Below are 15,236 nucleotides of genomic sequence, written 5' to 3' on the forward strand. Positions count from 1 at the left end.
CGTCATGCCGCAGCGGCCTGGCCGCCGTCGTTCCACAGGATGTCGAGCAGTTCGGTGCGGCGCCGGCCGCCGCCCAGCATGGCGGCAATGTGCAGCACGCGCTTCAGGTACAAATGCATGCCGCTTTCCCAGGCGATGCCCAGCGCGCCATGCAGCTGAATTGCGTGCTGTGCGGCGCGCGGCGCGCTTTCCAGCGCCAGCAACTCGAACACGGCGCAGGCGCGCGCGGCGGGCTGGTCCGCGGCGTCGTCAAGCAGCCGCGCCGCTTCCTTGCCGGCCAAGGCGGCATCGTCCAGCGCCATCCAGTCGTTGGCCAGCCGATGTTTGACGGCCTGGTTTGCGCCGATTGCGCGTCCGAACTGCTGCCGTTGCCGCGCGTGTGCGGCAGCCGCGTCCAGCGCTGCCCAGGCCGCCCCCAGCATTTCCGCCGCGCGCAGCAGGCGATAGCCCTGCAGCCATGCGGCACGCTGCCCATCGCTCATGGACACGTCCAGGATATCAGCCGACCGCCCTGCCGCGAGCCGCAGTGAACCGACGGTCGGGTCGATGCCGACGCCTGCGGGGCCGGCGCACGGCCCGTGCAATTCGAGCCGAATGCCGGCCTGGCTGTACCGCCATGCCAACGCCTGCCTCTGCGCCAAGGCGTATTCCACCAGCAGACTGCCGTCGGGGCGACGTTGCGCGGGCGCGTACGCGGCACTGCCCGTCAGCACGGGTTCCAGCCAGGCCGCCAGCTTGCCGCCGTCATGCGACTCGGCCGGCAACCGCTGCAGAAGAGTCATGTTGGCCACGAGCGGCGCGGTCAGCAAATGTCGGCCCGCCTGCACTGCCAGGGGCCAGGCGGCGCCCAGCCCCTGCCCCATGCCGCCGGCGGGCTCGGGCAGCAACAGCGCCGGCCATCCCAGTTGTGCGACCGTGGCCCACAGGTCCGACTGCTCCGCGGGGTCGCCCGCCATGCGGCATGCAACCGTTGCCGGATGCCGTTCATCGAGAAAGCGCCGCGCGGACGCTTCCATCATGCTGTCGATATCGTTCAATTCGGCGTATCCCATGCGATCAGCCCTTGGGCAGGCCAAGTATCTGTTCCCCGATGATGTTGCGCTGGATTTCGGACGTGCCGGCCAGTATGGTTTCGGCACGCGACCACAGGTAGGCGCGCATCAGGCCTTGTTCTTCGCGACCCGCCGAGCCGCCCGCCAGGCAGGCGTCCGGCCCCAGCAGGTCCAGGCCCAGCTCGAGCAGCCGCTGGTGCGCCTCGCTCCAGTGAACCTTGGTGGACGACCCCTCGGGCCCGGGCGGGTCGCCGCGCTGGGCGGCCTGCAAGGCGCGCCGCGATTTCAGGGCCAGCACGTGGCTATCGGCGGCAAGCCTGGCCCACCGGTGCCGCACGGCGGCGTCGTCCGCGCGGGCCTGCCCCGACGCGTCCGCCCGCAGCGCCAGGGCGCGAACCTGGTCGAGCTCTTGCGCAAAGCGCACCAGTCGCGGGATGAAATAGGTGCCGCGCTCGAAGCTGGCGGCCGCCATCGCAATTTTCCATCCCTGGCCTTCGTCGCCGAGCAGGCAATCGGCCGGCACGTGCACATTCTCGAAAAAGACTTCGCAAAACTCTGCCTCTCCGGTCAACTGCCGGATGGGCTCGACCCGCACGCCGGGCTGGCGCAGATCCACCAGCAGAAAACTCAGGCCGCGATGCCGCTGCGACTGCGCATCCGTACGCGCCAGCACAAAGCACCATGCTGCGCGATCGGCGAACGAGGTCCATATCTTGTGCCCGTTCAACAGATAGCCGCCCGGCGCGGCCTGGGCGCGCGTACGCACGGCGGCCAGGTCCGAACCCGCCCCCGGCTCGGAATACCCCTGGCACCACACATCGCGATTGGAAAGAATGCCGGGCAGGAACCGTTGCCTTTGCGCCTCGGAGCCAAAGTGCAGCAACGTCGGCGCCAGGATGCCATGACCGATCAGGTTGACCCCCAGCGGGGCGCCGCAGCGCGCATGCTCTTCATGGAAGATGGCCTGCCGCTGCAACGACAGTTCGCGCCCGCCGTACGCACGCGGCCACCCCATGCCAGACCATCCCTCTGCGCACAACGTGTCTTCCCAGGCTTGCCGGAAATCCAGGCTGGCAGGGTCGGGTTCGCCCTGCCAGGCGGCAATAAAGCGCGCATAGCGGCTGGCAAGCCAGACGCGCAGCGCAGCGCGGAACGCGGCATCGTCGGCCTGCCCGTCCAGGGCGAGCGGATCAAGTTCTGCGGCGCTCATTGCAGGCGGATGTCCGAGTCGCGCGCCACCTTGGCCCACGTGCCGATGTCCTGCTTGATGAACGCCGCGAAGGTCTGCGGATCGCTGCCGATAATGTCCAGCCCCAGGTCGGCGAATTTGCGCTTGACCTCGTCGCGCTTCAAGATCCTGTCCAGCGCCCCGTAGATGACGTCGATGGCGGCGGGCGGCGTGCCGGCAGGCGCCACCAGGCCCAGCCAGGGCATGGCCGAATAGCCCGGCAGGCCCGACGCCGCTACCGTGGGCAACTCAGGCACCGAGGCCGACGGCTGCGACGTGGTGACCGCCAGCGCCCGCAGCTTGCCTTCTTTGACGAACGGGCCGGACGACGCCCAGGCGTCGAACATCACCTGCAGCCGGCCCGCCACCAGGTCCGTCAGCGCGGGCGCGCTGCCCTTGTAGGGAATATGCTCCATCTCTACGCCGGCCATGTGCTTGAAGAGCTCGGCCTCCAGGTGCGTAGAGCTGCCCGTGCCCACCGACCCATAGCTGACCTTGCCCGGATTGGCCTTCAGGTATGCGACCAGCTCGCCCACCGTCTTGACCGGCACAGACGGATGCACTTCCAGGATATGCACCACCGACGCCACCTGGCTCACGGGCGCAAAGTCCCTGACCGGGTCGTAATTCACCTTGGTGTAGATGGCGGGAGCGATTCCCAGCGACGACGCCGCCATCAGCAGCGTATAGCCATCGGGCTGGGCGCGAGCCACATAGTCCGACGCGATCATCGTGCCGCCGCCAGGCTTGTTCTCGACGATGACGGGCTGGCCCAGTTCTCCGCTCAACTGGTCGGCGATCAGGCGCGTCATGATGTCGGTGGCGCCGCCCGGCGAGAACGGCACGATGATGCGCACTGGCTGCGACGGATAGGCGCCCTGCGCCCAGGCTGCGGCACTGATGGTTGTCGTGGCCAGTGCGATGCCGGCCAGCATTTTCTTCAGCATGATGTCTCCTCCTGTTTATGGATCGATGAACGACTGCGATATCGGCAGGATCAGGGCATCCAGCACGGCGACACCCTGCCCGGCCTCCTTGACCAGCAGCGGATTGACTTCGATTTCCGCCGCCTGCGGCGTGGCCAGTAAAGCCTGCCCCACGGCCACGATTGCCCGGCATGCGGCGGCCAGGTCCGCCTTGGGCTTGCCACGGTAGCCGTCAAGCAGCGGGAATACTTTCAGCTCCCGCAGCATGGCTTCGGCCTCGTCGGCATCGATGGGCAGCAGCCGATGGGCCGTGTCCTGATACAGCTCGGTCAGTACGCCCCCCAGCCCCACTGTCAGCACCGGGCCGAACACCGGATCACGCGTGGCGCCCACGATAAGTTCGGCCACGCCCTGCTCCATTCGCTGCACAAGCACGCCGTCCAGGCGCGCCCGCGGCGCATGGCGCGCGGCCGCAGCGACAACGCGATCGTAGGCATTGCGCACGGCGTCGGCATCACCAAGCTGCAAGGCCACACCGCCAGCCTCGGTCTTGTGGGGAAGATCCGCGCTGACAATCTTCAGCGCCACGGGGTAGCCCAGGGCGTCGGCCTGCGCCACCGCCTGATCGGCATCCCGGGCATGCCGGGACGTATCCGCCAACCCGAAATGCTGCAAGTAAGCGCGCGCTGCCGCTTCGTGGCAAGGCAGCGCGATCGCGGCCTGCGCGTCGGCCTCGACCAGAGCGGCGGGCTCTTTGCCGTTGCGTTGCCGGCGAGCGTCGCACCAAAGCAAAAAGGGCGCGAGCGCCGACACCGCGAGCCCGATATCATCGAACACGGCCACGCCCGCGTCGCGCAAGGCTTGCCGGCACTGCGCCGCACCGGTGTCGATCGCGGCGAACAGGCGCGGATGCGCGCGCGCCACCTCGGCCAGCGCATCCGCCATACGGTCCAGCATGTAGCCCGGGGCATACACCACCACGGCATCCACCGCCTCAGATGTCGCCAGCGCGCCCAGCGCCGCGCGCACGAAGCCCGGATCGTTTACTACGTTGCCCGTCACGTCCACCGGGTTGCCCACCATGCCGTAATCGGGAATGCCGCCTCGCAACACCTGTTGAAGCTCGGCGGGCAGCTCGGGCAGTTCCAGGCCGGCCACAATGCACCGGTCGGCCAGGATAGCGCCCAGCGCACCCGACATCGTCAATACCGCGACGCGCCGCCCGGCGCTGCGATGACGCAACGTAGCCAGATACGCCAGCTGCGCCATCTGCGCAAAGTCATGCGCTTCGATCACGTCCAGCTGCCGGAATGCGGCGCCGTAGACGCGCCGGTCACCCGCCAGGGCCGAGGTATGCGAGCGTACTGCCTGGGCGCCCTTGTCCGTTGCCCCCGCCTTCAGGGCGATCAGCAATTTGCCGCGCCGCTGCAGCTCGCGGCAGGCCTGCACGAAGCGGCCGCCATCGCGCAGCTGCTCGATGTAACCCAGCACGATCTCGGTATGCTCGTCGCGTGCCAGGTATTCCAGATACTCGGAAAAATCGATGCACGCCTCATTGCCGGTATTGATGAACTGCGAAAACGGCAGCCCCTGGCGCCGCGCCAGCGCATACACCGCCGCGCAGACGTTGCCGCTTTGTGTCAGCAGGCTGACAATGCCCGGCTCCTGCTGCATGGGGGCGGTCTTGAATACCGATGCAAAGGCCGTGTGGGCCTGCGTATTCAGGTTGGCAAAGCCCATGCAATTCGGCCCGGCAACCAGCATGCCGGATGCGGCCGAAAATTCCTCGAGTTCGCGCTGCAGGCGTGTACCTTCTTCTCCTGCTTCTGCGAAGCCGGCTGCGTACACAATCGCCGCGCGCACGCCACGCGCGTGGCAGCGCCTGAGCATCGGCGTCACGTCGCCGGCGCCAATGGCCAGCACGGCCAGATCGACCGATTGCGGCACCGACTCGATATCGGGCCAGCAGCGCAACCCGAAGACTTCCTGGTACTTCGGGTTTACCGGGTACACGTGGCCCGCATAGCCGAAGCGCGTCAGCAGATCCAGCGGCAGGCCGCCAATGCGGCCGGCGTTGTCGCTCGCGCCTATCAGCGCAATCGATGCGGGGTTGAGCAAAGGTTCCAGACGATGCGTCATGCCGAGCCGCCCGATTTGTTGCGCTGGATCGCCTGCGCCAGGCCGCGCTCGCGCACGGCGCGATATTCTTCGGTCAGGTGCGACAGCTGGTGCGTGTCGAAATGCGCCGCCAGCGACGTGCGAAAGCCTTGCGCATCGGCCGCGCGGTTCAGCGAACGCTTCAACAGCTTCAGGCCGAACGGCGGCGCCTGCGCGATGCGCTGCGCAAGCGCCAGGGCGGCTTGGTCCAGTTCGGCGGCGGGCACCACGCGGTTGACCATGCCGATACGCAATGCTTCCTGCGCTTCGATCTTCTCGCCGGTATAGAGCATCTCCTTGGCCTTGCGCAGCCCCATCACCCATGGGTGGATCAGCACTTCGGTTGCAGCCGCGGCCAGCGTATGCCCCACCGGATCGGAAAAATAGGCATCGTCGGCGCAGATCACCAGGTCGCACATGTTGGCCACCATGAATCCGCCGGCCACGCATGCACCCTGCACCTGCGCGATGGTGGGTTTCGGAAAATCCCAGATGCGCAGGCAATAGCCGTAATAGCGGCGCGATTCATACTCCCACCGCTCTTCAACCGTAAAGTCGGCGCGCTTGGCCTGCGCCTCTTTCAGGTCGTGGCCGGCGGAAAAATGGGCGCCCTGCCCCGCCAGCACCACCACCCTGGTCTGGGCGTCAGCCTCGGCCGCCGCCAGGGCGTCATCCAGTTCATCCAGCATCTGCTGGCTTTGCGCATTGCGGGCTTGCGGGCGCGCCAGGCTGATGCGGCGAACCGCGCCGTGCTGTTCGACAGTCAGGGTCTGATAGTTCATGGTGTCTCCTCAATGCAGCTGCCTCGAGCATTGAATTTAAGGCCCATGATTCCTAAAATACAAAATAATCGACATTAATTTCCCACAATATGAACAACAAGCACACAGCCGGCGCGCAAAGCATGCGGCGCGCGCTCGGGCTGCTGCGAGTCCTGGCCCAGCACCAGGAAACCGGCATCGGGCTCCAGGACGTCATGGCCCTTACCGGGCTGGAACGCTCCACCGCGCACCGCTTGCTGAGCGGCCTTCTGGAAGAACGCTTCGCCGAACGCGACCCGGCCACCCGCCATTACCGTTTAGGGATAGACGCCATGCAACTGGGGTTTGCGTCGCTGCGCCATACGCCGCTGCTGGACGCCCTGCGCCCGTTCGCGCAACGGCTGGCGCGCCTGTCGGGCGACACAGTGTTCCTGGTGATACGGCAAGGGGATTACGCGTTTTGCCTGCTGCGCGAGGCGGGCAGCTTCCCCGTCAAGGTATTCACCATCGACCAGGGAGAACGGCGTCTGCTGGGTGTGGGCGCCGGGGGGCTGGCGCTGCTGGCCGCGCTGCCCGATGACGAGATCGCGTCGCTCTACCAGCGGCACGCCGGGTCATATGCACAGGCGGGACTCAGCCGCGCGGCGTTGATGAAAATGGTGCGGCAGACGCGGCAGGCGGGCTATTCCACCACGATAGACAGCATTACGCCGGGCGTGGCGGGCGTAGGCGCGGCATTCCCGGTGTCGGCGCTGACCTGGGTGGCCTTCAGTTTCGGCGCCATCAGCAGCCGCCTGGACAGCGCGCGTTGCATCGAAATGGGGCAGTTGCTCACGCGCGAATGCCAGGCCTGGGCGCGGCAACACGGCATGCAGGGGTAAGCCGGCCCCATTATGGGCGGCACAGGGATTTCCGTGCGCCGCCCAATAACAAAAGCGGCGCCGGGCGCCGCCTTTATTCAGACCCGCTCGAATATCGCGGCGATGCCCTGCCCGCCGCCTATGCACATGGTCACCAGCGCATAGCGGCCCTTTACCCGCTGCAACTCATACAGCGCCTTGACGGTGATGATGGCGCCCGTGGCGCCGATGGGATGCCCCAGGCTGATGCCGCTGCCGTTGGCATTGACCTTGGCGGGGTCCAGGCCCAGTTCGCGCGCCACCGCGCAAGCCTGTGCCGCGAAGGCTTCATTGGCCTCGATCACGTCCAGCTGGTCTACCGTCAGACCCGCCCGCTTGAGCGCCGCCTGCGTGGCCGGCACCGGCCCGATGCCCATGATTTCGGGATCCACGCCAGCGTGCGCGTAGGCCACCAGGCGCGCCAGCGGCTTGGCGCCGCGCCGCTCGGCCGCCGCCATGCTCATCAATACCACCGCACCCGCGCCGTCGTTGAGACCCGAGGCGTTGCCGGCCGTCACCGTGCCGTTTTCTTTCTTGAACACCGGCTTCAGGCCGGCCAGGCTCTCGGCGGTGACATCGCGGCGCACGTGTTCGTCGGTATCGAACGTGACCTCGCCCTTGCGCGTCTTGATGACGACGGGCACGATCTGTTCCCGGAAATGCCCCGCATCTATCGCCGCGGCAGCGCGGCGATGCGACTCGGCCGCCAGCGAGTCCTGGTCGGCGCGGCTGATACCGAAGCGGGCGGCCACGTTTTCGGCCGTTACGCCCATGTGCATGCGGCCGAAGGGGTCCGACAGCGCGCCGGTCATCATGTCGACCAGCGCCGCATCGCCCATGCGCGCGCCCCAGCGTTGCGCCGGGGCGATATACGGCGCGCGGCTCATGCTTTCGGCGCCCGCGCCCACTGCAATGTCGGCATCGCCCAGCATGATGGTCTGCGCGGCCGACACAATGGCCTGCAGGCCCGACCCGCACAGCCGGTTCACGTTGAACGCCGGCGTTTCCTTGCCAATGCCCGCATTCATGGCCGCCACCCGCGACAAATACATATCGCGCGGCTCGGTGTTGATGACATGGCCCACGGCAACATGGCCCACTTCGGCGCCTGGCACGCCCGCGCGCGACAATGCCTCTTTAATGGCGGTCGCCCCCAGGTCGGCAGGCGGCACGTCTTTCAGCGCGCCGCCGAAATCACCAATGGCGGTACGGGCGGCGGCAACGACAACGACTTCGTTCATGGTGATCTCCCAGGCAATTGCCGGCACCATGCCGGCTGACGTCGATAAAAACGATGATAACGTGCGCGCCGCCACCCGGCGGGGCGGGCCGTGCGGATTGCTATGATGCGCGCATCCCAGCCATGCGCGGGCCCCGGGCCCGCCATTCCACCAAGGAGCCGCGATGCCCATCCTCAACATACAGATCATGCAGGGCCACGACGCCCGGCAGAAGGCAGCCCTGCTGAAGAACTGTTCCACCGCCGTGGTGGACAGCATCGGCGCGCCCCTGCCCTCGATACGCATCGTGCTCGAAGAGGTCGCCCCCGAGCATGTCATCGTGGCGGGCGAAATCGGCAAGGCCATGGCCCTGGTCGTGGTACGCCTGATAGCAGGCCGCACCGACGCTCAAAAGGCCGCGCTGATCGCGGCCCTGAGCAGCGCCATCCACACCAGCGTGAACATCTCGCAGGACGACGTGCGGGTAATCCTCGCCGATGTGCCCAAGACCGACATGGGCGTGGCAGGCGGGATCACCGCGCAGGCCGCGGGACGCTAGGCCGCGCTTTTCGCCCTAGGCGGCCGAGGGCGTATCCGAATTCGCCGGCTCGGCGTCGCCTACGTGTTCGGTCAGCGCCGGCGTCACCAGGTCCACCACTTTTTTGCGCGACAGCATCCCGATGAACTCGTCGTCCTCGCCGGTTACGGCTACAGGCTGGTCGCTGTGTACCAGGCGGGCCAGCACCTCGTCCAGGCCAGCCGTGGCGGGCACCGAGGCCAGGTCTTCCACATAGGGCGACACGTCGCGCGCGCCCGTATCGACGGCGCGCCGGGCCATTTCCGCTGTCAGGACGCCCGCCAGGCGCTTGCCGTCGAGCACGGGCGCATACTCAAAGCTCAGCGCCCGCATGCGTTCCAGTGCGTGGCTGGGCCGCGAACGCATGGTAAGCGTCAGGCGCGGCGGGTTCACGGCATGCGCGGCGTTGAGCACCTTGGTTCGGTTGACGTCCTGCAGGAACGCCTGCACATAGTCGGTGGCAGGATTCAGCAAGATGTCTTCCGGCGTCCCTTCCTGCACCAGCTCGCCGTCCTTCAGGATGGCAATGCGGTTACCCAGGCGCAGCGCCTCGTCCAGGTCGTGCGTAATGAACACGATGGTCTTGTTCAGCCGGGCTTGCAGCTGCAGCAGATGGTCTTGCATCTCGCGGCGTATCAGCGGGTCCAGCGCCGAGAACGCCTCGTCCATCAGCAGGATCTCGGCATCGGTGGCCAGCGCGCGGGCCAGGCCCACGCGCTGCTGCATGCCGCCCGACAGCTGGTGCGGATACTGCGCCTCGAAACCTGTCAGGCCCACCTGGTCGAGCCAGTGTCGCGCCCGCTGCTCGCGCTCGGCGCGCGCGACGCCCTGCACGGTCAGGCCGTAGGCCGCGTTTTCGAGCACCGTACGGTGCGGAAACAGGCCGAAGCGCTGGAAGACCATGCTCATCTTCTTTTGCCGGAAGGCCTCGAGTTCGCGCCGGCCCAGGCTGACCACATCCACGCCATCGACCAGGATGTGGCCGGCGCTGGGTTCGATCAACCGGTTGAAATGGCGGATCAGCGTCGACTTCCCGGAACCGGACAGCCCCATGATCACATAGATGCTGCCTTCTTCGATCGACAGGCTGATATCGCGCAGGCCCAGCGTATGGCCGCTCTTGGCCAGCAACTCTTCCTTGCTCATGCCTTGCTGGGCGGCCTGCAGCCACTTGGCCGGATGGGGGCCAAAGACCTTGTAGATGTTCTTGACTTCGATCTTGCTCATCGCTGGCCTCCCTTGCGCACGCGCTGTCCGTACGATTGCGTGATGCGGTCGAAAAGGACGGCAAGCACCACAATGCCCAGCCCGGCCAGCAGCCCGCGCCCGACTTCCAGGCGGTTGATGCCCAGCAGCACCTCGTAGCCCAGGCCGCGCGCGCCGATCATCGAGGCAATCACCACCATCGACAAGGCCATCATCGTGGTCTGGTTGATGCCGGCCATGATGTTGGGCAGCGCCAGCGGCAGCTGCACGCCGAACAGCTGTTGCCGGGCCGTCGCGCCGAACGCGCGCGACGCTTCCAGGACCTCTCGGTCAACCAGCCGTATGCCCAGGTCAGTCAGGCGGATCAACGGAGGCACGGCATAGATCACCGTCGCGATAATGGCGGGAATCTTGCCCAGCCCGAACAGCATCACGACCGGAATCAGGTAAACGAAGCTGGGCATCGTCTGCATGATGTCCAGGATGGGCAGCATGATGGAGCGCAGCCAGTTGGCCCGCGCCATGAGGATGCCCACCGGGATGCCGATCAGCACAGACAGGCTGGCGGCCATGATCATCAGGGCCAGGGTCTGCATGCCCGCATCCCACAGGCCCAGCACCCCGATCACGCACAACAGCGCCCCCATCGCGACGCTCAGCCCGATGCGGCGGCTCACCGCCCACGCAATCGCAATCGTGACGGCCACGACAATCCACCATGGCGTGCTGCGCAGCACTTGCTCGAGCCAGACCAGCACATGCAAGAACGGCTGCGACATCGCTTCGAGCGTATCGGCGTAGCGCGTGACCAGATGATCGACAAAGGTGTCGATAGCGCCGCGCACAGCGCGCGGCGGAATAATTTCAGGAAACATAGCAACTCCTTGCGTGCCCGGGCCGCCCGTTCATCGGCAAGGCCCCGGGCGATGCGCTCGCGCGGGCGGCGAACGCCGCCCGCCACGCGCGGCGTGCGCTGGTTTACAGCGCGCCCTGCACGCGGGTGGCCACCTCGGCCGGCACCCATTTGGTCCAGACATCGGACTTGTTCTTCAGGAACCATTGGGCAACCGCGGCGGAATCGTCGCCGGATTCTTCCATGTGGGCCAGGGTTTCATCGACCTGGGGCAGCGGGATGGACACCTTCGACAGGAACTCGGTCAGTTGCGGAGCCTGCTGCGCGAACTCGGTATTGACTGCGGTGAACACCGGGTTTTCGGGGTAGGCGCTGGGTTGCGGGTCGGCGCATTTGGGCGCCGTCAGGCACTTGTGCTTTTCTGCATCGTACGGCGGCAGTTCCAGTTTGACCAGATCCAGCGCGCCCACCAGGGGGGTGGGATACCAGTAGTAGAAAACCACGTTCTGCTTGCGCTTGTACGCCGACATCAGCGCCGCTTTCTGCGCCGCGCCCGTGCCCGGCGAATATAGGGTGTAGGTGTCGCCCAGCTTCAGCGCATGGAACAGGTTGGTGCTGACAACTTCGCAACCCCATCCGGCCGGGCAGCCATAGAAGCGGCCTTTGCTGGGCTCTTCGGGGTCTTTGAACTCATCCTTGAACTTGGGCAGGTCGGCAGCCGCTTTCAGGTCCGGCAGGCGTTCGGCCGTATAACGGGGAATAAACCAGGCCTCCCCTCCCATGTAAACATCGCCGATACGCTTGACTTTGCCGGTTTTCTCGGCCTGGTTCCAGGGTTCGGCCACGCTGTTGAGCCAGACCTCGGAGTTGATGTCCAGATCGCCCCGTTCCAGGGCGGCAAGAGCGGGCAGCGTCTCGGTGGGCAGGGTTTCGGTCTTGCAGCCGTAACCCTTTTCCATGATGAAGCGCTGGACATCCACCAGCACCAGGTTCGACTCCCAGTTCATGCCGCCGAACCGCACCGGGCGGTCCAGTTCGCACTTGGGAGCATCGGCGGCCTGTGCGGAACCGGCGAATGCAAGAAACGCCGCCGCGACGGCCAGGGATCTGACGGGGATAAAACGCATGGCTTTTGCCTCCATAGGTTCAGGGACACAACGTCAGCAAACTACGCTGCGCTATGCCGTGGAGCTAAGGGGGTGTGCGGAAGACGGGCAGAACCGCCAATACAAACCGACACTAGCAACGAATCGCGGCCAAGGCGGCGGCGACTATTCAGACAGCAGGCCGGACGACTGCCGCACGGGCAGCTGGCGACCTGACAGAAAATTGAGCGAAACTGAATGAAGAAGCCGGCATCTTAGCCGATCTTGCTCTCACGACCAAGATCAACGCCGTAACATTCAGACATATTCGCACCGATCCAGGCGGGAACGCGACCGGCGCCACCGGGACGAAGCGCCCATTTCTCCGGGGCGCGTGGGCCACTTTCAGCCAGAAACTTTTAGTTTCATTTAATTCCTGTTGGATAAAACTTCGTTTCCGTGATCGCCGGAAACGAGCCGGGGCGCGGCGTCGTCCGGCAAAGCCATCCCGCCCCGGTCGCCGTCCACTTTACGCCTTGCTGTACATGTAGTCCCGACGCCACGGATACGCCAGGTCAGCCGGGTTGTCGAGCTCATCGGGCCGGGCGGCAGCAGGCGGATTGACCGCAAGAATCTGGTGCAAGGCGATCCAGCCGTGCTGGAAGGCCATGGCGCAACCCGCCAGGTACAGGCGATACGCACGCAGCGACCGCGCGCCCTGCTCGCCTTGCAACACCTGTGCGGCGTCCGCGAGCCTTTCCTCCAGCGCGTCGCTCCAGGCCCACAGCGTACGGGCGTAATGCGGGCGCAGGTTTTCGACATCCACCGTCTCAAGGCCGCCGTTGGTCACCGCTTCCAGCACGCTGCTCACGTGGGTCAGTTCGCCACCGGGGAAGATGTACTTCTCGATGAATTCGCCCATGCCGCTGCCCAGTTCGCTGTTGTACAGGCCGGCCGCCGTGATGCCATGGTTCATGATCAGCCCGCCGGGCTTGACCAGGCGATGCAGCTTGGCGAAATATCCCGGCAGCTGCGCGCGGCCCACATGCTCGAACATGCCCACCGACGCGAGCTTGTCGTACGGCTGCGTTTCGTCCAGCTTGCGGTAGTCGAGCAGTTCCATGCGAACCCGCCCGGACAGGCCCTTTTCCTGGATCAGCTTGTTTACATAGGCGTGCTGGTTGCGCGAAAGCGTAATGCCGGTGGCGTCCACGCCGTAATTCTCGGCTGCCCAGAGCAGCAGGCCTCCCCAGCCGGCGCCCACGTCCAGGAAGCGCTCTCCTGCCTGCAGGCGCAACTTGCGGCAGATGTGATCCAGTTTCGCCTCCTGGGCCTGGGCAAGGTTCAGGTCGGGGGTGCGGTAATAAGCGCAGGAATAAACCCTGCGCGGGTCCAGCCACAAGGCGTAGAAGTCATCCGACAGGTCGTAGTGGAATTCGATCTGCCTGGCGTCCCGCTCGATCGAATGCCGCCATACCGAAATCACCTTGCGTACCAGTTCGGTCAACCAGCCTCCGCGGGCCGCCTCGACCGGCGAACCGGGCAACAGCGCCGCGGCAGCCTGCATGACGTGACGCATATTGCCCTGGATATCGACGCGGCCCTCGACGTAATCCTGGCCCAGTACGCCCACCGCCCCCTCTGCCAGGTGAGCAAGCGCAGACTTGTCTCGCGCCACGAAGCGTACCTGTGGGTCGGCCTGGCCGACCGTGGTTCCATCGGGCAGTTCCAATTGCACGGTAACCGGCAGGGACTGCAATTTGCGTTCTACAACAGACAGCAAAGGATTCACAGCTTCTCCCCGATATGAAAGAACTTGGCAACTTTATCGGAAACCATTGCAGCCCGTAAGAGGCTGGCGCTCATGATACAGTCGTCGGCTTGCCGCCCGCCTCCCACGTACCGGGGCGGCACAGACGCTTCTCGCCGCATGCTGCCCCGCTCTCTCACCCGCTACCTGCCAGGCTGGCTCATCCTCATGGGCGCCCTGACGGCTATCGGGCCGTTTTCCATCGACATGTACCTGCCGGCCTTCCCGGCCATCGCCAGCGATCTGCAAGTGCCGCGCGGCGCAATCGAGCGCACGCTGGCCGCGTACCTGGTGGGCATGGCGCTGGCGCAGGTGGTGTATGGGCCGCTGGCCGACCGCTACGGCCGCAAGAAGCCCATGCTGGCCGGCATGGTGCTTTATGTTGCCGCATCAGTCGGCTGCGCGCTGTCGGGCAGTGTGCAGGCCCTGACCGTCTTCCGGGTGCTGCAGGCGCTGGGCGGCGCCGCGGGCGTGGTGATTCCCCGGGCAGTCATCCGCGACCACTACGAAACACAGGACGCGGCAAGGGCCATGTCACTGCTGATGCTCATCATGGGGCTCGCGCCGATTCTGGCGCCCATCGCGGGAGGCCAGCTGTTGATGGTGTCGGGCTGGCGCAGCCTGTTCTGGCTGATGGCGGCCGGCGCACTGGCCCTGCTCGTGGCCACGGCGCTGATCATGCGCGAATCCCTGGACCCGTCGCGCGTGCAGCCACTGGGCGCGGCGCCCATCGCACGCAACTACGCCGCGCTGATGCGGCATCGCGGGTTCGTCTCGCACAGCCTGGCCGGCGGCTTCGGACAGGCCGGCATGTTCGCCTATATCGTCAGTTCGCCCCACGTATTCATCGAGCTGTACGGCGTCGATCCCCAGCACTACGGGTTCCTGTTCGGCGCCAATGCCGCCAGCCTGATCGCCGGCTCGCAGGTCAGCGCCCGGCTGCTGCGCTCGCATACGCCAAGGCAGCTGCAACGCCGGGCGCTGGCCGCGCTGGCCGCGTCCAGCCTCGCGGCGCTGGCGCTGGCGCTTGCGGGCCTGATGACCCTGCCGCTGCTCATGGCCTGCCTGATCGGATACATGTTCAGCCAGGGCTTCGTCAACCCGAATTCCGCCGCGCTGGCCCTGTCCGAGCAAGGCTCCCGGCTGGGCGCCGCATCCGCCCTGCTCGGCACGCTGCAATTGTCGTGCGGGGCCTTGGCGGGCTTCGTGGTCAGCGCCTGGCAGGGCGCCGGCCCATTGCCCCTGGCAGCGGTTCTGGCCGGCTGCGCCTGCCTGTCGTGGCTATCGGGCCACGCCGCCCCAGCGGAACACCGCCCCGCCGCTTGATTTAATTGGGTTTTTCAGGCTAGAATGGCGAGCTTCACGTTAAGTTTTCCCGTGTGCGGTCGCTATGCTTTGCGGCCGCCACTTTTTGACCACCACCCGTGTATTGGGCGGCAGGCAGCGGGTATAAGCACGGGCG

The 15,236-nt window shown here is 66.2% G+C and carries 13 protein-coding genes; 3 read left to right on the forward strand and 10 right to left on the reverse strand.

Annotated features, from left to right (window positions below):
• Positions 1-2: 2 nt before the first annotated feature.
• The 5 genes from CAL18_RS11535 to CAL18_RS11555 are packed head-to-tail and all read right to left on the reverse strand — an operon-like array spanning position 3 to position 6,145.
• Positions 3-1,052, reverse strand: a complete 1,050-nt coding sequence (locus CAL18_RS11535) for an acyl-CoA dehydrogenase (RefSeq protein ID WP_094817877.1) — start codon at positions 1,050-1,052, stop codon at positions 3-5.
• Positions 1,053-1,056: 4 nt separating this feature from the next.
• Positions 1,057-2,262: an acyl-CoA dehydrogenase family protein gene (locus CAL18_RS11540; RefSeq protein ID WP_094817878.1), complete on the reverse strand. Its 1,206-nt coding sequence runs from the start codon at positions 2,260-2,262 to the stop codon at positions 1,057-1,059.
• A complete protein-coding gene (locus tag CAL18_RS11545; RefSeq protein ID WP_094817879.1) occupies positions 2,259-3,227 on the reverse strand; it encodes a Bug family tripartite tricarboxylate transporter substrate binding protein in 969 nt (322 codons plus the stop codon). The genes CAL18_RS11540 and CAL18_RS11545 overlap by 4 nt, the downstream gene beginning before the upstream one ends.
• A 15-nt stretch (positions 3,228-3,242) precedes the next feature.
• Positions 3,243-5,345: an acetate--CoA ligase family protein gene (locus CAL18_RS11550; RefSeq protein ID WP_094817880.1), complete on the reverse strand. Its 2,103-nt coding sequence runs from the start codon at positions 5,343-5,345 to the stop codon at positions 3,243-3,245.
• A complete protein-coding gene (locus CAL18_RS11555; protein ID WP_094817881.1) occupies positions 5,342-6,145 on the reverse strand; it encodes an enoyl-CoA hydratase in 804 nt (267 codons plus the stop codon). The genes CAL18_RS11550 and CAL18_RS11555 overlap by 4 nt, the downstream gene beginning before the upstream one ends.
• An 89-nt stretch (positions 6,146-6,234) precedes the next feature.
• On the opposite strand from CAL18_RS11555, the gene CAL18_RS11560 reads away from it, so the two are divergent.
• Positions 6,235-7,005 carry an IclR family transcriptional regulator gene (locus CAL18_RS11560; RefSeq protein WP_026639111.1) on the forward strand — a complete coding sequence of 257 codons (771 nt, stop codon included), beginning with the start codon at positions 6,235-6,237 and terminating at the stop codon, positions 7,003-7,005.
• Between the two features lie 77 nt (positions 7,006-7,082).
• On the opposite strand, the gene CAL18_RS11565 is transcribed toward CAL18_RS11560, so the two are convergent.
• Positions 7,083-8,264: an acetyl-CoA C-acyltransferase family protein gene (locus CAL18_RS11565; protein ID WP_094817895.1), complete on the reverse strand. Its 1,182-nt coding sequence runs from the start codon at positions 8,262-8,264 to the stop codon at positions 7,083-7,085.
• Between the two features lie 163 nt (positions 8,265-8,427).
• Here CAL18_RS11565 and CAL18_RS11570 point away from each other — a divergent pair, with 163 nt between their 5' ends.
• Complete coding sequence (locus CAL18_RS11570) at positions 8,428-8,802, forward strand: tautomerase family protein (RefSeq protein WP_026639113.1); 375 nt, start codon at positions 8,428-8,430, stop codon at positions 8,800-8,802.
• 15 nt (positions 8,803-8,817) lie between these two features.
• Here the strand turns inward: CAL18_RS11570 and CAL18_RS11575 are convergent, their stop codons facing one another.
• From CAL18_RS11575 to CAL18_RS11590, 4 genes are all read right to left on the reverse strand, one after another.
• The gene (locus tag CAL18_RS11575; protein ID WP_026639114.1) at positions 8,818-10,047 is read right to left on the reverse strand and encodes a quaternary amine ABC transporter ATP-binding protein; all 1,230 of its coding nucleotides are present in this window, start codon (positions 10,045-10,047) and stop codon (positions 8,818-8,820) included.
• Entirely contained in the window at positions 10,044-10,901 is an 858-nt protein-coding gene (locus CAL18_RS11580) for an ABC transporter permease (protein WP_026639115.1), read from the reverse strand. The genes CAL18_RS11575 and CAL18_RS11580 overlap by 4 nt, the downstream gene beginning before the upstream one ends.
• A 103-nt stretch (positions 10,902-11,004) precedes the next feature.
• Positions 11,005-12,006: an ABC transporter substrate-binding protein gene (locus tag CAL18_RS11585; RefSeq protein WP_026639116.1), complete on the reverse strand. Its 1,002-nt coding sequence runs from the start codon at positions 12,004-12,006 to the stop codon at positions 11,005-11,007.
• Positions 12,007-12,493: 487 nt separating this feature from the next.
• The gene (locus CAL18_RS11590) at positions 12,494-13,756 is read right to left on the reverse strand and encodes a class I SAM-dependent methyltransferase (RefSeq protein ID WP_094817882.1); all 1,263 of its coding nucleotides are present in this window, start codon (positions 13,754-13,756) and stop codon (positions 12,494-12,496) included.
• Positions 13,757-13,894: 138 nt separating this feature from the next.
• Here CAL18_RS11590 and CAL18_RS11595 point away from each other — a divergent pair, with 138 nt between their 5' ends.
• Entirely contained in the window at positions 13,895-15,100 is a 1,206-nt protein-coding gene (locus CAL18_RS11595; RefSeq protein WP_094817883.1) for a multidrug effflux MFS transporter, read from the forward strand.
• Positions 15,101-15,236: the final 136 nt, after the last annotated feature.

Origin of the sequence: Bordetella genomosp. 7 (assembly GCF_002261415.1) — a bacterium.
Taxonomy (GTDB): Bacteria; Pseudomonadota; Gammaproteobacteria; order Burkholderiales; family Burkholderiaceae_B; genus Bordetella_A.